Source organism: Paracidovorax wautersii, from assembly GCF_031453675.1.
In the GTDB taxonomy this organism is placed as follows: domain Bacteria; phylum Pseudomonadota; class Gammaproteobacteria; order Burkholderiales; family Burkholderiaceae_C; genus Paracidovorax.
Map to the genome: position 1 here is coordinate 1,150,433 of NZ_JAVIZX010000001.1, position 20,800 is coordinate 1,171,232.

Genomic DNA, 20,800 nt, shown 5'->3' on the forward strand with positions numbered 1-20,800 from the left:
CCGGCGTTCAGCGCCCCGCACGCCGCTCGCCTCCGCGAGGCGGCCCGGGCGCAGCCTTGCCCGAAAGCCCTGCACCACCATGTCCAGCACCTTGTTCGACGGCACCCTGGCCCCGCCCGCTATCACACCCGCAGCGCCGCGCCGACCGGCAGGGCAAGCGGGCGCAACGGGCAGCACCGAGTCCGCCTCGGCCGCTCCCGCGCTGGAGCTGCAGGGCGTCGACCTGTCGTTCGGCGGCGTGCACGCGCTGCGCGGCATCGACCTGCGCGTGGCGCCGGGCGAGCTGCGCGCCATCATCGGGCCCAACGGCGCGGGCAAGAGTTCGCTGGTCAACATCATCAGCGGCCTGTACCGGCCCGATGCCGGCCGCGTGCACATCGGCGGCAAGTCGTTCGCGCAGGTACCCACGCCGCGGCTGGCACACCTGGGCGTGGCGCGCACCTTCCAGAACCTGGCGCTGTTCAAGGGCCTCAGCGTGCGCGACAACATCGCCCTGGGCCGCGTGCATGCGGCGCGCGCCAGCTTTGCCGAGCGGGTGCTGGGCTGGGGCCGGGCGCGCCGCGAGTGGCGCGAGGCGCGCGAACAGGCGCGCGAGGCCATCGACTTCCTGGGTCTGGGGCACGTGCAGGACCGGCTGGCCGGCGGCCTGCCCTACGGCCTGCAGAAGCGCGTGGAGCTGGCGCGCGCGCTGGTGGCCCGCCCGCGCCTGTTGCTGCTCGATGAACCCCTGGCTGGCACCACCGCCGGCGAGAAGAGCGAGATGGCCGCGCTGATCCGCGCCGCGCGCGACCGGCAAGGCGCTGCCGTGGTGCTGATCGAGCACGACATCGGCATCGTGCTGGGCCTGTCGGACCGCGTGGCGGTGCTGGACTACGGCCGCAAGATCGCCGACGGCACACCGGCCGAAGTGCGGGATGACCCGGCCGTGATCGACGCCTATCTGGGCGTGGCACACGATGAAGACGACGCCGTAACTCCAGCCGCGGAGGCGCTGTGATGGAAGGCTTCGACTTCGCCTTCCTCGCCGAGGTGCTGATCGGCGGGCTGCTGTCCGGCGTGATGTATTCGCTGGTGGCCATCGGCTTCGTGCTGATCTACAAGACCTCGGGCGTGCTCAACTTCGCGCAGGGCGCGCAGCTGCTGTTCGCGGCGCTCACCTTCGTGAGCCTGGTCGAGCGCGGCCTGCCGTTCGCGCTGGCGCTGGGCATCACGTTTGCGCTGATGGTGGCGCTGGGCCTGGCGATTGAACGCACGGTGCTGCGCCCATTGGTCAACCAGCCGCCCATCACGCTGTTCATGGCCACGCTGGGGCTGTCGTATGTGATCGAGGGCGTGGCCCAGCTGGTGTGGGGCACGCAGGTGCATTCGCTGGAGCTGGGTGTGGACGACGCGCCCATCGAGGTCGCGGGCGTGCTCATCTCCACCTTAGACCTGTTCGCGGCCGGCGTGGCGGCGGTGATGGTGGCCGTGCTGTCGGCGTTCTTTCGCTACACCCGCGTGGGCCTGGCGTTTCGCGCGGTGGCCGACGACACCTTCGCCGCCCTGGCCGTGGGCCTGCGGCTGCCGGTGATCTGGGCCACCGTGTGGTCCGCCGCTGGCGTGATCGCGCTGGTGGCCGGGCTGCTGTGGGGCGCGCGGCTGGGCGTGCAGTTCTCGCTGTCGCTGGTGGTGCTCAAGGCGCTGCCGGTGCTGGTGCTGGGCGGGTTCGACTCCATCCTGGGCGCCATCGTGGGCGGGCTGTTGATTGGTGCGCTGGAAAAGCTGGCCGAGGTGTACCTGGGCCCCTACGTGGGCGGCGGCATCGAAAGCTGGTTCGCCTATGCCGCCGCGCTGCTGTTCCTGCTGGTGCGACCGGCGGGCCTGTTCGGGCAGCGGCCCGTGGAAAGGGCCTGACGCCATGGCACGCACATCATCTCCCTCCGCACGCTGGCCGCTGTGGGCCACGCCTGCCATCGCCTTGGTGCTGGCCTATGGCGTGGTGCCGCTGGTGGCTACCGACTACGTGTTCGATGCGCTGCTGATTCCCTTCCTGGCGCTGTCGCTGGCCGCCGTGGGGCTGAACCTGCTGACGGGCTACGCGGGCCAGCTGTCGCTGGGCTCGGCCGCCTTCATGGCTGTAGGCGCCTATGCGGCCTACAACTTCCAGCTGCGCGTCGAGGGCCTGCCGCTGCTGGCGGCCATCGCGTTGGGCGGCGTGGCCGCCACGGTGGTGGGCGTGGCGTTCGGCCTGCCCAGCCTGCGGCTGCGGGGCTTCTACCTGGCCGTATCGACCCTGGCGGCGCAGTTCTTCGTGCAGTGGGCGCTGACGAAGTTCGGCTGGTTCAGCAACCACAACCCCTCGGGCGTGATCGACGCCCCGCCGCTGGCCGTGGCGGGCGTGGTCTTCGACACCCCCGTGGGCCGCTACCTGTTCGCGCTGACCGTGGTGGCCGTGCTCACGGCGCTGGTCTGGCGCGTGACCCGCACGCCCACCGGCCACCACTTCATCGCCGTGCGCGACAACGAGCTGGCCGCCCGCGTGATCGGCGTGCCGGTGCTGCGCGCCAAGCTGCTGGCGTTCGCGCTGTCGTCGTTCGTGATCGGCGTGGCGGGCGTGCTGTGGGGCTTCGTCTACCTGCGCACGGTGGAGCCGGCGGGCTTCAACCTCGACCGCTCGTTCCAGATTCTTTTCATCATCATCATCGGCGGCCTGGCCACGCTGCGCGGCGCCTTTCTGGGCGCGGCCCTGATCGTCGTGTTCCCTCTGCTGCTCTCGCGCCTGGGCAGTCTGCTGCTGGGCCCGTGGTTCGACTCGGGCGTACTGGAGCTGTTCCAGCGCATCGCCCTGGGCGCGCTCATCGTCGGCTTTCTCATCGCCGAGCCGCGGGGGCTGGCGGCGCTGTGGGAGCGGTGGGTAGCCCGCTTGCAGCGCACCCGGCCGCCGCCGCAGGCCACGTGAACACGTCTGCCTTCCATCTTCCGCCTTCTGTTCGCCTTGCCCGATTCAACTCATCCACTTTTCCCAGGAGTGCTTTCCATGTCCCTCGTCCGCCATCTGAAAGCCGCCGCGCTCATCGGCGCGCTGGCCCTCACCGGCCTCCAGGCTGCCAACGCCCAGGCCGCCAAACCGCAGGAACAGTTCTTCCCGCTGCAGAGCTACCGCGTCGGCCCCTATGCGGCCGGCGGCACCGGCTTCTTCGGCGGCTTCATCGACTACCTGAACCTCGTCAACACCCGCGACGGCGGCGTGGGCGGCGTCAAACTGACCTGGGAGGAAGGCGAGACGCAGTACGAGGTGGAGCGCGGCGTGGAGGTGTACGAGCGCCTCAAGACCCGCCCCGGCATCGCCGCGTGGAACCCGCTGTCGGTGGGCATCGCCTATGCGCTGATCGACCGGGTGACGGCCGACAAGGTGCCGCTGCTCACCATCAACCACGGCCGCACCGACACCACCGACGGGCGCGTGTTCAAGTACATCTTCCCGTTGCTGGTCAACCCGTACAGCGAGACCTCGGGCATCGTGAACTACCTGGGCACCAAGGCCGGTGGCATCGACAAGCTCAAGGGCAAGAAGATCGTGGTGCTGTACCACGGCTCGCCCTACGGCAAGGAGACGATTCCGATCTACGAGCTGCTGGCCAAGCAGTACGGCTTCACGGTGCAGCAGATCGAGGTGCCCCACCCCGGCAACGAGCAGCAGTCGCAGTGGCTGACCATTCGCCGCGCCAAGCCCGACTTCGTGGTGCTGCGCGGCTGGGGCGTGATGAACCCGGTGGCGCTCAAGACCGCGCAGAAGACCGGCTTTCCGGCCGACCGCATCGTGGGCAACATCTGGTCCAACTCCGAAGAAGACGTGATTCCCGCGGGCGACGCCGCCAAGGGCTACGTCGCCATCACCTCGGTGGCGCCCGGCACGCAATACCCCGTGCTGCAGGACATCGTGAAGACCGTGTACGACGCCGGCAAGGGCAACCTGCAGGACAAGAAACGCATCGGCAGCGTGTACCACAACCTGGGTGTGCTCAACGGCATCCTGAACGTGGAGGCCATCCGCATCGCGCAGGCGAAGTTCGGCAAGCGCACCCTCACCGGCGACGAAGTGCGCTGGGGCCTGGAGAACCTGCAGATCGACGAAGCCCGCGCCGCCGCTTTGGGCGCCAAGGGCCTGTTCCATTCCATCCACGTGACCTGGGACAACCACGAAGGCGACGGCCGCGTGGCCTTCCAGCAGTGGGACGGCACGCAGTGGAAGGTCGTCTCCGACTGGATCGCGCCGGACTGGAAGCTGCTGCGCCCGATCATCGAGAAGTCGTCCCTGGCGTACGCCAAGGAAAAGAACGTGAAGGTGCGCAAGAGCATCGACGACTGATCCGTCTCCTTCTTCCATTCATCCGGAGCGACGCCATGACCACCGCTTACCGCACGCCCTCGATCCTCGGCCCGGCCTACGAGGCCATCGCTGACAAGTACCGCCCCGTCTTCGCGCGCATCCAGGCCACCGCGCTTGAGCGCGAGCAGCAGCGCCAGCTGGGCCATGAGCCCATCCAGTGGCTCAAGGACGCACGCTTCGGCGCGCTGCGCGTGCCCGTGGAACACGGCGGCGACGGTGCCACGCTGCCGCAGCTGTTCCAGCTGCTGGTGGAGCTGGCCGAGGCCGACTCCAACATCGTGCAGGCGCTGCGCGGGCACTTCGCGTTCGTCGAAGACCGGCTCAATGCGCCGCGCGATGCGGCCAACATCGTGTGGTTGCGGCGCTTTGCCGAAGGCGACCTGGCCGGCAACGCGTGGACCGAAGTCGGCAACGTGGCCATCGGCGACGTGATCACGCGCGTGACGCCCACGGAGGACGGCCGCTGGGTGGTCAACGGCCGCAAGTTCTACAGCACCGGCAGCATCTTCGCGGACTGGATCGACCTGTACGCCCGCCGAGACGGCCCGGGCGACGGCGACGGTCTGGACGTGATCGCCGCCGTGCGCGCGCGCCAGCCCGGCGTGACGCACCACGACGACTGGGACGGCTTCGGCCAGCGCACCACGGGCAGCGGCACCTCGGTGTACGAGAACGCCGAGGTGGAGCCGGAAAACATCTTTCTGTTTGCCGACCGCTTCAAGTACCAGACGGCCTTCTACCAGCTGTTCCACCTGGCCACGCTGGCCGGCATCGCCCGCGCCATCACGCGCGACGCCGCCGCCCAGGTGCGCGGCCGCCAACGCATCTTCAGCACCGGCAACGCGCCCAGCGTGGCGCAGGACGTGCAGGTGCAGCAGGTGGTGGGCGAGGTTGCGGCCATCGCCTATGCGGCCGAAGCCACCGCCGTGCGCGCCGCGTTTGCCGCCCAGCGCGCCTACGACGCGCACTGGCACGGCACGCCCGAGCAGGAAAAGCAGGCCAACATCGAGGCCGAACTGGAATCCGCGCAGGGCCAGGTGGCCCTCACCGACCTGGTGCTGCGCGCCGCCAGCCAGTTCTTCAACGGGCTGGGCGCATCGGCCGCCAGCAGCGCGCAGTCGCTGGACCGGCACTGGCGCAACGCGCGCACCGTGGCATCGCACAACCCGGTGATCTACAAGGCGCGCATCGTCGGCGACTGGCACGTCAACGGCACCGAGCCGCCCTACGTGTGGCAGATCGGCGCCGGCCCCGGCCGGCCCGCGGCATCGGCGCCCGCACCGGCCGCCGATGCCGGCGCGGCCAATGCAGCGCAGGCGCGGCCCCTGGCCCGCGCGGCCTGAGTGGGTGATTGAGCGCCATGGCAATCCCGCCCCCCGCGCTGCTCACGGTCGATGCGGTGCAGGCCGTGTACCAGGGCGCCATCGCCGCGCTGCACGGCGTGGGCTTCGAGGTGCGCGCCGGCGAGATCCACGCGCTGCTGGGCGCCAACGGCGCCGGCAAGTCCACCACGCTCAAGGCCGTGTCGCACCTGCTGCCGGCCGAACGCGGACAGGTCACCGCCGGATGCATCACCTACGACGGGCAGGACGTGGCATATGCCAGCCCGGCCACCCTGGTGCGCGCCGGGCTGGTGCCGGTGCTGGAAGGCCGGCACTGCTTTCCCAGCCTGTCGGTGGAGGACAACCTGGTCACCGGCGCCCTGGGCCGAAGCGCCCGGCGCGGCGAGATCGCGCACGACCTGGAGCGGGTGTACTCGCTCTTCCCGCGCCTGCGCGACAAGCGCCGCACGCCCGCCGGACTGTCATCCGGCGGCGAGCAGCAGATGACCGCCATCGGCCGGGCGCTGATGTCACGCCCGCGCCTGCTGGTGCTGGACGAGCCCTCGATGGGCCTGGCACCGCGTGTGGTGCAGGAGATCTTCGCGCAGCTCAAGCGCTTGAACCGCGAGGAAGGTTTGACGCTGCTGGTGGCTGAGCAGAACTCTGCGGTGGCGTTGCAGTATGCGGATCGGGCTACGGTGCTGGATGCAGGGCGGGCGGTGTTGTCGGGGCCGGCGGATACGCTGCGCCAGCGGGACGATATCCGGCACTTCTACTTCGGGCAGAGTACGCAGGCGCTCGCAGCTTAAGTAGGGACTCCCACGGATCGCCGCTATTACGGCGGCTAGGATCGCTTTGAGCTATGCCTCTTCGCGCGCCTGCTCATCCGTATCTTCAGACTCTTGGTGGCCGTCCTCATCTCCCTTACGTATCGCTCTAAGGCTTGTGAGAACTTGGTCACCATATGGCGTCAGTGTCCAGTAAGTTCCCGCGTCCTTGACGCTACGTGTCTTTTCGCTCTTAACGATTAGGCCGAGTGCGCGCAGCTGAATTTTGATCGTTTGGTAGTCATGGTCATCGATCCGGAAGTTGCGCAGATTTGTATGGTGGCGCAGCCTCTCTTCCTTAGACCGCTGAATACGGGAGCGAGCTTGGACCATCCTGTTCATAGACATGCGTAGGCCAGCTTCGGAAGTCTCATCAATCAGGTAAGGCCCAACGTCGTAGAAGATCTCGTTCCAGGAAACGTCAATTTTGAACGTCCACTCCCAACCGGCCCGAGAGGAATCGAGGGAGTCAAAACTGTAGCCAACCGAATACTCCTCGCATTCTTGCGACAGTTCTTCCGTCCCTGGGGGCGCAGAATTGCGGGCCGCCGTGAGCTTTGCTTCCAAGTCTTCGATCTGACGGCGTAAGCGGAGCACTTCCGCCGCTGCAGCGCCATCAATCAACTCGTTCGAGCGGACCCAACCCACCCCTGGCTGCTGCTTGATCAGTTTCACGACACTGCGACTAACTACTGAGCCAAGTTCCGAGGGACCGTCCCAGAACTTGCATAGCTTTTGACTCACAGACGATCGGAAGGCACTTAGCTTGGCTCTCCCTTCGTCGGTTTGCTCGCACTTTGCCGAAGGGATGTTCGCAGGCGTTTTATGAAGAAAGGCTAGCGTTGGTTTGCCTGTTTCCAGCGCATACCGATATTCCATTTCGGTGTAGCTAAGGCCGCTGGACGCAACGCTTCCGTAGCGGCCTGCGCAAATGATGATGTAGTAGTCGCACTCATCGATCACGCGCTTTATCAAGCTCCATTGCTCCTCATCAGCAGCAGGAAAAAGCTCCATACCTGATGGAATGCAGTCCAACTCCAGCAATGCTTGCATCACCTCTTGACGCTCAGCACGTAAGTCTTCATAGGTGGAACTAACGAATACTTGGTAGCGCTTGTCCATTGATAAAGGGGCCTAAGTATTGAAGAGCGGGTTAGTCGGCTGGACTTATCTGGGCTTGCCATCAAAATTGGCTTTGCAAAAGTGCTGCAAATGGCTCAAGCCTAGTTTCGCGGCACACGAACTGCAATGAATCACTGTATTGAATCCAGCCATAGGAACACCGTCTCTCCTGTCTTGAGCGCTATAGGTTGTTGGACCGGTCTGCAAGCGCGCTATATCCAAATACTATAGCTTTTGCATAGTCTTAAGCCACTGCTTGGCTCGTCCGCCATCAGATGACGCCTTTGCTTGTGTTACACGAAAGAAGGCTCTTAGGCGCACCGTCCACCAACCAATAACCGCGCATTTACATTGACGAACTGGCAGAGCCGCAAGCTCCATCCTCGCAAGCGCGCGCCGCAGCGAATGTAGCCCAAGCCCATCAGCGACAACTCGTCCAACGCATTCCCCCCCAACGAATCCCGCATATCGATGCGCCGATTCCTTCGCACCACACAGCCGCCTCTCGCCCTCCAATCGGGGCATGACTGCAAGACCGGCACTGCAACAACACCTGCCCGAGATTCCCACCGACGTGGCGCGGATCGCCACCGATACAGAGGCCATCGCCGCCGCGCACCAACTGGCGGCTGACTTCGCACCCGGCGCCTCCGAGCGCGATCGCGATCGCCGCCTGCCCTGGGATGAACTCAAGCGCTGGTCCGCCAGCGGGCTGGGCGCCATCACCGTGCCGCGCGCCTACGGCGGGCCACAGGTGTCTTACGCCACGCTGGCCGAGGTGTTCGTGATCCTGAACGCGGCCGACCCGTCCATCGGGCAGATTCCGCAGAACCATTTCGGCGTGCTGGGTGTGCTGCGCGAGATCGGCACCGAGGCGCAGAAGCAGCGCTTCTATGGCGAGGTGCTGGCCGGCCGCCGGCTGGGCAATGCCGGGCCTGAGCGCAAGGTGGACGGCGCGGCCACCATCCTGCAAAGCGGCACCCGGCTGCGCGCCACGCCGCTCGGCCTGCGCCTGACAGGCAAGCGCTTTTATTCCACGGGCGCACTCTTCGCGCACCGCATTCCCGTGCGGGCCCTCGACGACGCGGGCCGCGCCGTGCAGGCCTGGGTGCCGCGCGATGCGCCGGGCGTGGCCGTGGTGGACGACTGGGACGCCTTCGGCCAGCGCACCACCGCCAGCGGCACCGTGGTGTTCGACGACGTGCCGGTCGCTGCCGACGATGTGCTGCCCCTGTGGCAGTTGGCCGACCGGCCGGGCCTGTACGGCCCCTCGTCGCAGCTGCTGCAGGCGGCCATCGACCAGGGCATTGCCGAAGCGGCCGTGGCCGATGCGCAGCGCTTCGTGCGCGAGCGCGCCCGGCCCTGGGTGGATTCGGGCGTGCAGCACGCGCACGACGACCCCTACGTGATCGCCGACGTGGGGCGCCTGCAGATCGACCTGCATGCCGCACGCGAGGTGCTGCGCGAGACCGGCGAGCTGTTCGACACCCTGGCCGCGCAGGCCACCCTCAGCGCGGAGGACAGCGCCCGCGCCTCGGTGGCCGTGGCCGAGGCCAAGGTGCTGACCACCCGCATCGCGCTGGAGGCCAGCGAAAAGCTGTTCGAACTGGCCGGCTCGGCCGCCACGCGCGCCGCGCCCAACCTGGGCCGCCACTGGCGCAACGCCCGCGTGCACACGCTGCACGACCCCGTGCGCTGGAAGCTGCACCTGATCGGCAACCACCGCCTGAACGGCGCCCTGCCCGCGCGGCATTCCTGGAACTGAGAGCGACCCCATGGCCTTGTTGCAATCCATTGAACCGCTCGCGGCCGCATTCACGCCGGCGGAGCCCGCCCCGGCACTGCCCGCGGCCCGGCCGCCGCATCGCATCGCCACCGACGCCGAGGCCCTTGCCGCCGCGCAGCGCTATGCCGCGCGCATCGCCCCCGGCGCGGCCCAGCGCGACCGCGAGCGCCTGCTGCCCTGGGAGGCGCTGGACGATTTCGTCGCCATCGGCCTGTGGTCGATCACGGTGCCGCGCGAGTACGGCGGCCCGGGCGTATCGGCCGGCACGCTGGCCGAGGTCACGGCGCTGGTCAGCGCGGCCGATGGCTCCATCGGCCAGATTCCGCAGAACCATTTCTACGCGCTGGAGGTGCTGCGCGTGGGCGGCACCGACGCGCAAAAGCGCTTCTTCTACGGCCGCGTGCTGGCGGGCGATCGCTTCGGCAATGCGCTGGCGGAGATCGGCCACCAGGACTTTCAGCGCCGCACGCGCCTGGTGCCCGATGGCGAGGGCTTTCGGGTGCAGGGGCGCAAGTTCTATTGCACCGGGGCGCTCTATGCGCACTGGATTCCCACGCTGGTCGTGGCCAGGGAAGGCGGGCGCGACGTGACCTACCTCGCGTTCGTTCCACGCACCGCCGAGGGCGTGCACGTCACCGACGACTGGGACGGCTTCGGCCAGCGCGTGACGGGCAGCGGCTCGGTGCAGTTCGACGACGTGCGGGTCGAGGCCGAATGGGTCGTGCCGTTCCTCGCATCTTTCGAGCGGCCCACCACCATCGGCCCGTTGGCGCAGATTCTCCACGCGGCCATCGACCTGGGGCTGGCCCGGGGGGCCCTCGCGGCCACGCTGCCCTTCGTGCGCGAGCATGCCCGGCCCTGGATCGATGCGCGCGTGGAGCGCGCCGCCGACGACCCGCTGCTCATCCAGCAGGTGGGCGAGACCGCCGTGCGGCTGCGTGCGGCCGAGGCCCTGGTGCGCCGCGCCGGCCGCTTCGTGGATGCGGCCCAGGCCGACCCGACCGAGCAGCGCGTGGCCGAGGCCTCCATCGCCGTGGCCGAGGCGCGTGCGCTCACCACCACGGCGTCGCTGGATGCCGGCACGCGCCTCTTCGAGTTGGGCGGCACCTCGGCCACCACGGGCCAGAAGGGCCTGGACCGCTTCTGGCGCAACGCGCGCACCCACACGCTGCACGACCCGGTGCGCTGGAAGTACCACGCCATCGGCAATTTCCACCTCAACGGCCGCATTCCGCCGCGCCACGGCGCGATCTGATTTTTTTCTCTTCAAAGACCCAGCGACGACCATGAAGCCACGCCGTTTTCTGCACGCTCTTTTCACGTTCTTCACGTTCATCGGCGCGGCCCTGTTCGCCGGCAGCGCCTTGGCCGCACCGCTCAAGATCGGCGTGGTGCCGGGCATCTTTGCCGACTCGGTCGAGGTGGCGGTCAAGGAGGCCAAGGCCCAGGGACTGGACATTCAGGTGGTGGAGTTCACCGACTGGACGACCCCCAACGTGGCGCTGGAGTCGGGCGACATCGACCTGAACTACTACCAGAACAGCAACTACCTGGCGAACGCCGTGCGCAGCAAGGGCTTCCACTTCGTCAGCGTGCAGCCCGGCATCCTGTCGTACCTGGGGCTGTACTCCACCAAACATAGATCGTTGGCCGACGTGCCCAACGGCGCCAAGGTCGCCATCGCCAGCGACCCCGTCAACATCGGCCGTGCCCTGCGCCTGCTGCAGCACGCGGGGCTGATCACCCTGCGCCCGGACACCGGGCTGCTGGGCACGCAGGCCGACATCCGCTCCAACCCGAAGAACCTGCAGTTCATCGAGATCGAAGGCCCGCAACTGGTGCGCGCCACGCAGGACGTGGACCTGGCGCAGGGCTTTCCTTATTTCATCATTCCGTCGAAGGCGTTCGATGCGACGCGGGGGCTGGCCTACACCAGCTATGAGGACGACTCCTGGGCCATCCAGTTCGTGGCGCGCAAGGACAAGGCGGCGGACCCGCGCATTGCGCAGTTCCTGACCATCTACCAAAACTCCGACGCGGTGCGCAAGGCGATCCACGCCTTCTACCTGAACGATTCCAAGCTCTACCGCCTGACCTGGCTGAAGCGCTGAGACCGGCACAAGGACCGACCGTGACAAAAGCCAAGCGCCACATCCTGCTCAACGCGTTCAACATGAACTGCGTGGGCCACATCAACCACGGCCTGTGGACGCACCCGCGCGACCGCAGCACCGACTACCGCACGCTGGCCTACTGGACCGATCTGGCCCGCACGCTGGAGCGCGGCCTGTTCGACGGCCTGTTCCTGGCCGACATCGTGGGCACCTACGACGTGTACCAGGGCAACGTGGACGTGCCGCTGCGCGAATCCATCCAGCTGCCGGTGAACGATCCGCTGCTGCTGGTGCCGGCCATGGCCTCCGCCACGCAGCACCTGGGCTTCGGCGTGACGGTGAACCTGTCGTACGAGGCGCCCTACCTGCTGGCGCGGCGCTTTTCCACGCTGGACCATTTGACAAACGGGCGCATCGGCTGGAACGTGGTGACCGGCTACCTCGACAGTGCCGCGCGGGCCATGGGCCAGCCGCAGCAGCTGCCGCACGACGAGCGCTACGAGCGCGCCGACGAGTACCTGGAGGTGCTCTACCAGCTGTGGGAGGGCAGCTGGGAAGACGGCGCGGTGCGCCGCGACAAGGCCGCACGCGTGTTCGCCGACCCGGCGCGTGTGCACCCAGTGCAGCACCACGGCCGCTATTTCGATGTGGAGGGCTACCACCTGAGCGAGCCCTCGCCGCAGCGCACGCCGGTGCTGTTCCAGGCCGGCAGCTCGGGCCGGGGCCAGCAGTTCGCCGCGCGCCATGCCGAGTGCGTGTTCATCTCGCCCCCCAACAAAGAGGCTGCGCGCAAGACCGTGCAGGCCCTGCGCGAGCAACTGGTGCGGGCCGGCCGCCGGCCCGATGACGTGAAGGTCTTCGTGGGCGCGGCGGTGGTGGTGGGCCGCACCGAGGCCGAGGCGCGCGAGAAGCACGCGGACTACCTGCGCTACGCCAGCCGCGAGGCGGGCCTGGCGCATTTCGCCGCCAGCACCGGCATCGACTTCGCGCAGTACGACCTGGACGCACCCGTCGACTACTCGCCCGGCAACGCCATCGAATCGGCCAGCCGCACGGCCCAGCAGCACGGCTGGACGCGCCGCAAGCTGCTCGAACTCTTCTCGCTGGGCGGCCGCTACCCCGCCATCGTGGGCGATGCGCAGCAGGTGGCGGACGAACTGCAGTCGTGGGTGGCCGAGACCGGCGTGGACGGCTTCAACCTGAGCCGCACCGTGGTGCCGGAGAGCTACGAAGACTTCATCGACCTCGTGATCCCTGAGCTGCAAAGCCGGGGCGTCTACAAGACCGAGTACGCCGAGGGCACGCTGCGCAGCCGCCTCTTCGGCGAGGGCGACCGGCTGCCGGCCCGGCATGCAGTGGATGCCTTCCGGCGCCGGGCCCCCAGCGCCGCCATTCGCCCATCGCCCCAACCCCATCCCGCCCTGGAAGCACAGCCATGAAACGCCTGGTCCAACGCCTTCTTTCCTGGCTCGCGGCCTTCGCTGCCGCGGCGGCAACCGCGCAAACGCCCGCGCCGGCGCCCCTGCGCATCGGCGTCACGCCCGGTTCGCTGGCCGATTCCGTGCAGGTCGCCGCGCAGGAGGCGCGCCAGCAGGGGCTGGACGTGAAGGTCATCGAATTCACCGACTGGACCGCGCCCAACACCGCGCTGGCCGCCGGCGACATCGACCTGAACTACTTCCAGCACCAGGCCTTTCTGGACAACGCCGTCCGCGAACGCGGCTACGCCTTCGTCAGCGTGGCCACCGGGCTGCTGCCCAACATCGGGCTGTATTCGCTCAAGGTGCAGCGCTTTGCCGACCTGAAGGACGGCGCCCGCGTGGGCGTGGCCAACGACCCGGTGAACCAGGGACGCGGCCTGCTGCTGCTGGAAAAGGCCGGGCTGATCCAGCTGAAGGCCGGCGTGGGGGCGCGCGGCAGCGTGAACGACATCGTCGCCAACCCCAAGAAGCTGCGGTTCTCGGAGATCGAAGGCCCGCAGTTGGTGCGCGCGCTGGACGACCTGGACCTGGCCCAGGGCTATCCCGCGCACTACGTCAACGCCGGCAAGCCGCAGGTGGCGGGCAGCGCGCTGCTGTATTCCGGCATCGACGACCTGGCCTATGCGATCCGCTTCGTGGCGCGGCAGGACAACGCCCGCGACCCACGCATCGAGCGCTTCGTAAAGATCTACCAGCAGTCGCCTGCCGTGCGCGCGCAGATCAGCAAATCCTTCGCGGGCAATGACCGGCTGTACAGCCTGCCCTGGCTGCAGCACTGACGGCACTGCGCCGACCGCCTCGTTCCTTTTCCTCTCCCTTCATTCACTCTCCGCACCGCGGCCTCACCATGTCACTGCCCCGCCTCCTTCTTCTCGCCCCCCTCCTCGCCCTGTCGGCCCTCGCGTCGCTGCCCGCCCATGCGGCGGACAAGCTGCGCATCGGCGTGCTGCCGGGCGTCTATGCCGACGCCATCGCGGCGGCCGCCAAGGACGCCAAGGCGCAGGGCATCGACGTCACGGTGACCGAGTTCACCGACTGGACCACGCCCAACGTGGCGGTGGATTCGGGCGACCTGGACATCAACTTCTTCCAGCACCAGCCGTTTTTGGACAACGCCATCAAGAAGAATGGCTTCAAGCTCGCCAGCGCGGGCACGAGCTTTCTGGCCAACATCGGCCTGTATTCGCTCAAGCACAAGTCGGCGGCCGACGTGCCGGTGGGCGGCAAGGTCGGCCTGGCCAATGACCCGGTGAACCAGGGCCGGGGCCTGCTGTTGCTGCAGAAGGCGGGCCTGATCACGCTGAAGCCTGGCGTGGGCTTTCTCGGCACGGTGGACGACATCGCCCAGAACCCCAAGAAGCTGAAGTTCGTGGAGGTGGAAGGCCCGCAGCTGGTGCGCATCACCGGCGACGTGGACATCGCCCAGGGCTACCCGCACTTCATCGTGGCGTCCAAGGCGTTCGACCCCTCCAGCGGGCTGGCCTATTCAGGCATCGAGGACGCGCGCTTCGCCATCCAGTTCATCACCAAGGCCGACCGCACGAAGGACCCGGTGATCCAGAAGTTCGTGAAGATCTTCCAGAACTCCGAAGGGGTGAAAGCCGCCATCGACCGCGCCTTTGCCGGTGACAAGCGCCTGTACGTGCTGACCTGGACGCAGCAATGATGCGCGCTCCTCGATTTCTCAAAGCCGCGGCCCTCGGCTGGCTGCTGGCCGCATCCGCCCTCGCCGCGCATGCGGCCGACGTGATCCGCATCGGCTCCACGCCCGGCGTCACCTCCGACGCGGTCGAGGCCGTGACGGCCGAGGCCCGCGCGCAAGGGCTGGAGGTCAAGCTCGTCGAGTTCACCGACTGGACGCTGCCCAACGAGGCCGTGAACAACGGCGACATCGACCTGAACTTCTTCCAGCACCAGGCGTTCCTCAACAACGCCATCAAGGAACGCGGCTATGCGCTGCAGCTGGTGGGCCTGGGCCTGCTGCAGAACATCGGCATTTACTCCAACCGCATCCAGCGCCTGCAGGACGTGCCCGACGGCGCCAAGGTGTCGGTGGCGAACGACCCGGTGAACCAGGGGCGCGGCCTGCTGCTGCTCCAGAAGGCCGGGCTCATCAAGCTGCGCAAGGGCAATGCCGTGGGTGCCAGCGTGAACGACGTGGTCGAGAACCCGAAGAAGCTGCGCTTCTATGAGATCGAAGGCCCGCAGCTCATCCATTCCCTGCAGGACGTGGACCTGGCCGTGGTGTGGCCCAGCTACTTCGTCAATGCCGGCAAGAAGGGGCAGGCCAGCCGCGCGCTGCTGTATTCGGGCATCGACGATTCGTTCTATGCCATGGGCTTCGTCGCCCGCAAGGACAAGGCGCTGGACCCGAAGATCGCCCGCTTCGTGCAGCTGTTCCAGCAGTCGCCCAAGGTGCGCGAGGTGGTCTCCGCCCGGTTCAACAACGACCCCAAGCTCTACACGCTGCCCTGGAAGACGCCATGACCCTCACCGCCGCCTCCCACCCCGCCGCGTGGCGCGCTGCCGCCGGTGCCGCACCGCCGGCCGCTGCTACCCGCCACGCAAGCGCCCCGCCGCATCCCGAGGCCGACGCGCTGCGCGCCGGTTCCGCGCCCTCCACCACGCCCGCCGGCTCGGTCGTCTTCGACCGCCTGGGCAAGGTGTACGCCTCGTCCGCCGGGCCGGTGGCGGCGCTGGAGGACATCAGCCTGGACGTTCCTGCCGGCAGCATCTTCGGCATCATCGGCCGCAGCGGTGCGGGCAAGTCGAGCCTGCTGCGCACCATCAACCGGCTCGAATCGCCCACTTCGGGCCGCGTGCTGGTCGACGGTGTGGACATCGCCGGGCTGGACGACGACGGCCTGGTGGCGCTGCGCCGGCGCATCGGCATGATCTTCCAGCACTTCAACCTGCTGGCCGCCAAGACGGTGTACGACAACGTGGCGCTGCCGCTGCGCGTGGCCGGGGTGCGCCCGGCCGAGGTGCATCGCCGCGTCGAGGAACTGCTGGCGCTGGTGGGCCTGCAGGACAAGCACCGCACCTATCCCGCGCGCCTGTCGGGCGGGCAGAAGCAGCGCGTGGGCATTGCCCGGGCGCTGGCCACCGGCCCGGAGATCTTGCTGTGCGACGAGGCCACCTCGGCGCTGGACCCGGAGACCACGCATTCCATCCTGCAGCTGCTGCGGGACATCAACCGGCGCCTGGGGATCACGGTGATCCTCATCACGCACGAGATGAGCGTGATCCGCGAGATCGCCGACCAGGTGCTGGTGCTGGAGCAGGGCCGCATCGCCGAGCTGGGCGAGGTGTGGCGGGTGTTCGGCGCGCCGCAGCACGATGCCACCCGCGCGCTGCTGGCGCCGCTGCAGCACGGCCTGCCCGACGACCTGCAGGCCCGGCTGCAGCCCGAGCCACCGGTGCAAGGCCGCTTCGAGCGCGTGCTGCGGCTGGGCTACACCGGCGCGGGCGGGCTGGAGCCTGACTTCGCCCGCATCGCCGCCGCCCTGCAAAGCCCCGTGCGCCTGCTGCACGGCGGCATCGACCGCATCCGCGGCCACGCGCAGGGCCGGCTCATCCTGTCCCTTCCCGGCGCGGTGGCGCTGCCGGATCTGTCTGCCCTGGTGCAAGGCCCCGGCGCCATTGCCCATTCCATCGAGGTGATCGGCCATGTCGCTGACGTTGAGCATTCCCTTTGACCGCTACACCCAGGCGTTGGCCGACACGCTGACGATGGTGGGCACCTCCGCCGCCATCGCCTTCGTGGCGGGCATTCCGCTGGCGGTGCTGCTGATCGTGACGGCGCCCGGCGGCTTCCTCGCCTCGCCGCGCATCCACCGCGGGGTGGGCAGCGTGGTCAACGGCTTTCGGGCCACGCCCTTCATCGTGCTGCTGGTGGCGCTGATTCCGTTCACGCGGCTGGTCACGGGCACCACCATCGGCGTGTGGGCGGCCATCGTGCCGCTGGCCATCAGCGCCACGCCGTTCTTCGCGCGCATCGCCGAGGTGAGCCTGCGCGAGGTAGACCCGGGCCTGATCGAGGCCGCGCAGGCCATGGGCTGCCGCAAGTGGCACATCGTCTGGCATGTGTACCTGCCCGAGGCGCTGCCCGGCATCGTCGGCGGCTTCACCATCACGCTGGTGGCGCTGATCAGCTCGTCCGCCATGGCGGGCGCCGTGGGCGCAGGCGGCCTGGGCGACCTGGCGATCCGCTACGGCTACCAGCGCTTCGACACGCAGGTGATGCTGATCGTGATCGCCGTGCTGATCGCGCTGGTGTCGCTGGTGCAGTTCACGGGCGACCGCTGGGTGCGCTGGCTGCGCAGCCGCTGAGGAACGCCGCCGCAGCGCAGCGCAGCGCGGCGCGGCGCGGCGCGGCGCAAAGGAAGTGGAAAGGGCCGCCAGCGAGCGGCCCTTGCCGATGGATTTCAAGCCAAATAGGCCTCTAGCGCTTTATCCATAAGCGCAAGCAGCTATTACTTTTATAGCGAACCTGTGGCTGTATCTGCAGGCGAAGGTCCCGTCCCCACAGGCCGCCTCGCCTTCAGAACGCGTGCGCGTGTCGCAGGGCTTCCAGTACCCGCACGCGCAGCGCGCCCAGGGCCGCGTCTTCGCGGTGGCGCGGGCGGGGCAGCGGGTTGTCGATGACTTGCAGGGCCGCGCCGGCGCGGGCTTCCAGCACCAGCACGCGGTCGCTCAGCACCAGCGCCTCGTCCACGTCGTGCGTCACCAGCAGCACCGTCAGGCCATGGCGCTGCACCACGTCGGCCAGCAGCTGTTGCAGACGCGCGCGGGTGAAGGCGTCGACGGCGGAAAAGGGCTCGTCCAGCAGCAGCAGGCGCGGCCGCGTGAACAGGCCGCGGGCGATGGCCACGCGCTGCGCCTGGCCGCCCGACAGTTGCTTGGGCAGGCGGTCTTCAAAACCGGCCAGGCCCACTTCGGCCAGCAGCTCGCGCACCTGCGGGTGGCTGCGGCCGGCGCGGCCCAGATCGAACGCCACGTTCTCGGCCACGGTGAGCCAGGGGAACAGGCGCGGCTCCTGGAAGATGAAGCCGATGTCGCGGGTGATGCCCGGCTGCGGCACGCCGCCCAGGCGCACCTGGCCGTCGTACTGCGCGTCCAGCCCCGCGATGATGCGCAGCAGCGTGCTCTTGCCGCAGCCGCTGGCGCCCACCAGGCTGACCACTTCACCGGCGGCGAGGTCCAGCTGCACGTTCTGCAGCACGGGCTTGTCGCCGTAGGCCTTGCGGCGCACGCGGGCCTGCAGCAGCGGGCCGCCGGCCACGTCGATGGCCGAGAGGGCCAGGGCTTCCTGCAGGTTGGTCATGGCGTTCAGTCCCGCGCGGTGTTGTCGTAGGTGTCGCGCCAGGCCAGCAGCCGGCGTTCCAGCCAGGCCATGCCCGTGTCGGTGAGCTTGCCCAGCAGCGCCAGCAGCACGATGGCCGCCAGCACGATGTCCGCACGGCCCATCTCGCGGCCGTCGGTCAGCAGATAGCCCAGGCCGCGCGTGGCGGCAATCAGTTCTGCCGCCACCATGAACATCCACGCCAGGCTGAGGCCGTTGCGCAGGCCCGTCAGCACCGCCGGCAGCGCGGCGGGCAGCAGCACGCGGCGCACCAGGGCAACGGCGCCGAGCCGGTACATGCGGGCGGCCTCCACCAGCTTGCGGTCCACGTCGCGAAAGCCCGAGGCCACGCCCATGTAGACCGGGAAGAACGCGCCGATGGCAATCAGCGCGATCTTGGAGGCCTCGTCGATGCCCAGCCACAAGAGCAGCAGCGGCACCCAGGCCAGCGACGGGATGGCGCGCAGCGCCTGGAAGGTCGGATCCAGCAGCCCTTCGGCGCGGCGCGACAGCCCCACCAGCGCGCCGATGGCGATGGCCAGCACGGTGCCGAGGGCAAAGCCCGCCGCCACGCGCAGGCTGCTGGCCAGCACATGGCTGGCCAGGCCTTCGGCGCCGAAGCCGATCAGCGTCTGGACGATCTCGGTGGGCCCGGGCAGCAGGTGCGGGCTGACCCAGCCGGCGCGCACCGCGCCCTCCCACACGGCCAGCACCACGGCCGGCAGAATCCAGCCCGTGCCCAGCGCGCTCCCCACGCGGCGGCGCGGTGCGGCGGGCGCGGACCCTGCCACGGGACCAAGGCCAGGCAACTCCTGCGGGTGCACGGACATGGCGGGTTCAGGCCGGCGATGCAGCAGCCGGCGCGCCGGTCACGCTGCGGGCGAACTGCGTGTCCACCAGGTCGGTGACGACCTTGTTCAGCGCCGTGCCGGGCCGCACCAGGCCTTCGGACAGCAGCAACGGCGCAGCGCCCTGCAGCGCGGCGATGTGCTCCTGCGACGGCTGCGGATTCGACAGGTCGGTGCGCAGTTTGAGCTGCAGTAGCGCCACCTGCAGGCTGACCTTGGCCTCTTCCGAGAGGATCTTGGCCGCCTCGGTGGTGTTGGCCAGAATCCATTGGCGGGCTCGCTCGTAGCCGGCCAGCACGCGGCGCGTCTCGGCGGCGCGCTGGGCCAGGAATTCTTCGCGCACGTTCAGAAAGCCGTAGGTGTTGAATGCCACGTTGCGGTAGATGAGGCGCGAGCCGGCATCCAGCTCGCTGGCGGCCATCAGCGGGTCGAGGCCCGCCCAGGCGTCCACGCGGCCCTGCTCCAGCGCGGTGCGGCCATCGGCGTGCTGCAGCGCGACGATCTCCACGTCGTTGCGCTTGAGGCCCGCCACCTGCAGCGAGCGCAGCAAAAAGAGGTATGGGTCCGTGCCCTTGGTGGCGGCGACCTTCTTGCCCTTGAGTTCCTTCACCGACTGGATGGGCGAATCCTTGCGCACCACCAGCGCCGTCCATTCCGGGCGCGAGAAGACGTACGGCGTGCGAATGGGGTTGCCATTGGCCTTGGACAGCAGCGCGGCCAGCCCGGCCGACGAGCCGATGTCGATGCTGCCGGCGTTCAGGTATTCCAGCGCGCGGTTGCTGCCTGCGCTGAAGACCCACTTCACGTCCGTGCCTTCTTTCTTGAACGACTCTTCCAGCCAGCCGAAGCGGCGCAGCACCAGGCTGGAGGGGGAATACGTGGCGTAGTCCAGGCGCAGCTCCTTGAGCGGCGTGGCGGCCTGGGCGCTGCGTTCGGTGTACGCGGCCAGGGGCAAGGCCAGCGCTGCGGCGCCGGCCGACAGCAGGGAGCGTCGTTGCATGGTGAAGGTTCCTGTCACTGCGATGGGTGGTGTTGCGCCGCAGTATTGGGCGCGGCGTGCAGGGCGGCCAAGAACGTTATTCGTCTATTTTTATGCGGAACGTGCAACGCACGGCGTGCCTCTGGACACCGCTGCGGTGCCGGGCCCCGACCGGCTCTGCCCCCTGTGCGCGGCCCGGACCGCCTGCGCTCGGACCGACAGGCCCGCAACAGATTGCGCACGGATCGCACAGCGCCGCCCCAGCCCCGGCCCCGGGGCGGACACCAAGAAAAGCGGCCCGGACGCGCGGGCCCACAGGGTGCCACCCCACCGCCGCGCCTTGCGGCAGGCCTTCCTCGGGAAACGCATAAGCACGCACGAATTTCGCATGCCAGGCGGGCGCCCGGCTGCGCACACTGGCAGCACTTAGAACGTGTTTACGATCTCGCAGGGGTCGCGTTGAAGCGCAATCGGGATGAGTGGGCGATTCGGATGCGCCGCATGGGCTCGTGCCCATGCAAGCATTCGAGGCGTTCAATCGCCCGATTTCGCTCCAACCCTTCGGGCAATGGCGTTTGCGGGTGGTCTGCGGCGTTGCGGCACTTGCC

General features: G+C 68.5%; 19 protein-coding genes. 15 read left to right on the plus strand and 4 right to left on the minus strand.

What is annotated here, in order from left to right; genetic code table 11:
* Window positions 1-79 precede the first annotated feature (79 nt).
* From QE399_RS05360 to QE399_RS05385, 6 genes are all read left to right on the plus strand, one after another.
* Window positions 80-997, plus strand: a complete 918-nt coding sequence (locus QE399_RS05360; protein WP_309826852.1) for an ABC transporter ATP-binding protein — start codon at window positions 80-82, stop codon at window positions 995-997.
* Window positions 997-1,893 carry a branched-chain amino acid ABC transporter permease gene (locus tag QE399_RS05365; protein ID WP_309826853.1) on the plus strand — a complete coding sequence of 299 codons (897 nt, stop codon included), beginning with the start codon at window positions 997-999 and terminating at the stop codon, window positions 1,891-1,893. The genes QE399_RS05360 and QE399_RS05365 overlap by 1 nt, the downstream gene beginning before the upstream one ends.
* A 4-nt stretch (window positions 1,894-1,897) precedes the next feature.
* Window positions 1,898-2,938: a branched-chain amino acid ABC transporter permease gene (locus tag QE399_RS05370; protein WP_309826854.1), complete on the plus strand. Its 1,041-nt coding sequence runs from the start codon at window positions 1,898-1,900 to the stop codon at window positions 2,936-2,938.
* 78 nt (window positions 2,939-3,016) lie between these two features.
* Window positions 3,017-4,348: an ABC transporter substrate-binding protein gene (locus QE399_RS05375; protein WP_309826856.1), complete on the plus strand. Its 1,332-nt coding sequence runs from the start codon at window positions 3,017-3,019 to the stop codon at window positions 4,346-4,348.
* A 35-nt stretch (window positions 4,349-4,383) separates the two neighbouring features.
* Window positions 4,384-5,712 (plus strand): acyl-CoA dehydrogenase family protein, encoded by a 1,329-nt coding sequence (locus tag QE399_RS05380; RefSeq protein ID WP_309826858.1) that lies wholly within the window; start codon window positions 4,384-4,386, stop codon window positions 5,710-5,712.
* Between the two features lie 17 nt (window positions 5,713-5,729).
* Complete coding sequence (locus tag QE399_RS05385; protein WP_309826859.1) at window positions 5,730-6,500, plus strand: ABC transporter ATP-binding protein; 771 nt, start codon at window positions 5,730-5,732, stop codon at window positions 6,498-6,500.
* 51 nt (window positions 6,501-6,551) lie between these two features.
* On the opposite strand, the gene QE399_RS05390 is transcribed toward QE399_RS05385, so the two are convergent.
* On the minus strand, window positions 6,552-7,640 hold the full coding sequence (locus QE399_RS05390; protein ID WP_309826860.1) for a DUF4062 domain-containing protein: 1,089 nt from the start codon (window positions 7,638-7,640) through the stop codon (window positions 6,552-6,554).
* A 523-nt stretch (window positions 7,641-8,163) separates the two neighbouring features.
* Between QE399_RS05390 and QE399_RS05395 the strand changes: the two genes are divergently transcribed.
* The 9 genes from QE399_RS05395 (at window position 8,164) to QE399_RS05435 (ending at window position 17,353) form a co-directional block, all read left to right on the plus strand.
* Window positions 8,164-9,405 carry an SfnB family sulfur acquisition oxidoreductase gene (locus QE399_RS05395; RefSeq protein WP_309826862.1) on the plus strand — a complete coding sequence of 414 codons (1,242 nt, stop codon included), beginning with the start codon at window positions 8,164-8,166 and terminating at the stop codon, window positions 9,403-9,405.
* A gap of 10 nt (window positions 9,406-9,415) precedes the next feature.
* A complete protein-coding gene (locus QE399_RS05400) occupies window positions 9,416-10,681 on the plus strand; it encodes an SfnB family sulfur acquisition oxidoreductase (RefSeq protein ID WP_309826863.1) in 1,266 nt (421 codons plus the stop codon).
* Between the two features lie 31 nt (window positions 10,682-10,712).
* Entirely contained in the window at window positions 10,713-11,537 is an 825-nt protein-coding gene (locus QE399_RS05405; protein WP_309826865.1) for a MetQ/NlpA family ABC transporter substrate-binding protein, read from the plus strand.
* A 20-nt stretch (window positions 11,538-11,557) separates the two neighbouring features.
* Window positions 11,558-12,979 carry an LLM class flavin-dependent oxidoreductase gene (locus tag QE399_RS05410; RefSeq protein ID WP_309826868.1) on the plus strand — a complete coding sequence of 474 codons (1,422 nt, stop codon included), beginning with the start codon at window positions 11,558-11,560 and terminating at the stop codon, window positions 12,977-12,979.
* Window positions 12,976-13,800, plus strand: coding sequence for a MetQ/NlpA family ABC transporter substrate-binding protein (locus QE399_RS05415; protein ID WP_309826870.1), 825 nt, complete (start codon window positions 12,976-12,978; stop codon window positions 13,798-13,800). The genes QE399_RS05410 and QE399_RS05415 overlap by 4 nt, the downstream gene beginning before the upstream one ends.
* Window positions 13,801-13,868: 68 nt before the next feature.
* Window positions 13,869-14,687, plus strand: a complete 819-nt coding sequence (locus QE399_RS05420) for a MetQ/NlpA family ABC transporter substrate-binding protein (protein ID WP_309826872.1) — start codon at window positions 13,869-13,871, stop codon at window positions 14,685-14,687.
* Window positions 14,684-15,508, plus strand: a complete 825-nt coding sequence (locus QE399_RS05425) for a MetQ/NlpA family ABC transporter substrate-binding protein (protein ID WP_405043240.1) — start codon at window positions 14,684-14,686, stop codon at window positions 15,506-15,508. The genes QE399_RS05420 and QE399_RS05425 overlap by 4 nt, the downstream gene beginning before the upstream one ends.
* Entirely contained in the window at window positions 15,505-16,719 is a 1,215-nt protein-coding gene (locus QE399_RS05430) for a methionine ABC transporter ATP-binding protein (protein WP_309826873.1), read from the plus strand. The genes QE399_RS05425 and QE399_RS05430 overlap by 4 nt, the downstream gene beginning before the upstream one ends.
* A complete protein-coding gene (locus QE399_RS05435; RefSeq protein ID WP_309826874.1) occupies window positions 16,691-17,353 on the plus strand; it encodes a methionine ABC transporter permease in 663 nt (220 codons plus the stop codon). The genes QE399_RS05430 and QE399_RS05435 overlap by 29 nt, the downstream gene beginning before the upstream one ends.
* A gap of 211 nt (window positions 17,354-17,564) precedes the next feature.
* Here QE399_RS05435 and QE399_RS05440 read toward each other — a convergent pair whose 3' ends face one another.
* Genes QE399_RS05440 through QE399_RS05450 form a run of 3 tightly spaced genes read right to left on the minus strand, consistent with a single transcriptional unit; the run spans window position 17,565 to window position 20,213 of the window.
* Window positions 17,565-18,347, minus strand: a complete 783-nt coding sequence (locus tag QE399_RS05440; RefSeq protein WP_309826875.1) for an ABC transporter ATP-binding protein — start codon at window positions 18,345-18,347, stop codon at window positions 17,565-17,567.
* A gap of 5 nt (window positions 18,348-18,352) precedes the next feature.
* Window positions 18,353-19,195: an ABC transporter permease gene (locus QE399_RS05445; protein WP_309826877.1), complete on the minus strand. Its 843-nt coding sequence runs from the start codon at window positions 19,193-19,195 to the stop codon at window positions 18,353-18,355.
* 7 nt (window positions 19,196-19,202) lie between these two features.
* Window positions 19,203-20,213 (minus strand): aliphatic sulfonate ABC transporter substrate-binding protein, encoded by a 1,011-nt coding sequence (locus tag QE399_RS05450; RefSeq protein ID WP_309826879.1) that lies wholly within the window; start codon window positions 20,211-20,213, stop codon window positions 19,203-19,205.
* Window positions 20,214-20,800 lie beyond the last annotated feature (587 nt).

Coding starts and splice junctions, on each gene's coding strand:
- QE399_RS05360 (WP_309826852.1), top strand. CDS start 80: ATGTCCAGCACCTTGTTCGACGGCACCCTGGCCCCGCCCGCTATCACA.
- QE399_RS05365 (WP_309826853.1), top strand. CDS start 997: ATGGAAGGCTTCGACTTCGCCTTCCTCGCCGAGGTGCTGATCGGCGGG.
- QE399_RS05370 (WP_309826854.1), top strand. CDS start 1,898: ATGGCACGCACATCATCTCCCTCCGCACGCTGGCCGCTGTGGGCCACG.
- QE399_RS05375 (WP_309826856.1), top strand. CDS start 3,017: ATGTCCCTCGTCCGCCATCTGAAAGCCGCCGCGCTCATCGGCGCGCTG.
- QE399_RS05380 (WP_309826858.1), top strand. CDS start 4,384: ATGACCACCGCTTACCGCACGCCCTCGATCCTCGGCCCGGCCTACGAG.
- QE399_RS05385 (WP_309826859.1), top strand. CDS start 5,730: ATGGCAATCCCGCCCCCCGCGCTGCTCACGGTCGATGCGGTGCAGGCC.
- QE399_RS05390 (WP_309826860.1), bottom strand. CDS start 7,640: ATGGACAAGCGCTACCAAGTATTCGTTAGTTCCACCTATGAAGACTTA.
- QE399_RS05395 (WP_309826862.1), top strand. CDS start 8,164: ATGACTGCAAGACCGGCACTGCAACAACACCTGCCCGAGATTCCCACC.
- QE399_RS05400 (WP_309826863.1), top strand. CDS start 9,416: ATGGCCTTGTTGCAATCCATTGAACCGCTCGCGGCCGCATTCACGCCG.
- QE399_RS05405 (WP_309826865.1), top strand. CDS start 10,713: ATGAAGCCACGCCGTTTTCTGCACGCTCTTTTCACGTTCTTCACGTTC.
- QE399_RS05415 (WP_309826870.1), top strand. CDS start 12,976: ATGAAACGCCTGGTCCAACGCCTTCTTTCCTGGCTCGCGGCCTTCGCT.
- QE399_RS05420 (WP_309826872.1), top strand. CDS start 13,869: ATGTCACTGCCCCGCCTCCTTCTTCTCGCCCCCCTCCTCGCCCTGTCG.
- QE399_RS05425 (WP_405043240.1), top strand. CDS start 14,684: ATGATGCGCGCTCCTCGATTTCTCAAAGCCGCGGCCCTCGGCTGGCTG.
- QE399_RS05430 (WP_309826873.1), top strand. CDS start 15,505: ATGACCCTCACCGCCGCCTCCCACCCCGCCGCGTGGCGCGCTGCCGCC.
- QE399_RS05435 (WP_309826874.1), top strand. CDS start 16,691: ATGTCGCTGACGTTGAGCATTCCCTTTGACCGCTACACCCAGGCGTTG.
- QE399_RS05440 (WP_309826875.1), bottom strand. CDS start 18,347: ATGACCAACCTGCAGGAAGCCCTGGCCCTCTCGGCCATCGACGTGGCC.
- QE399_RS05445 (WP_309826877.1), bottom strand. CDS start 19,195: ATGTCCGTGCACCCGCAGGAGTTGCCTGGCCTTGGTCCCGTGGCAGGG.
- QE399_RS05450 (WP_309826879.1), bottom strand. CDS start 20,213: ATGCAACGACGCTCCCTGCTGTCGGCCGGCGCCGCAGCGCTGGCCTTG.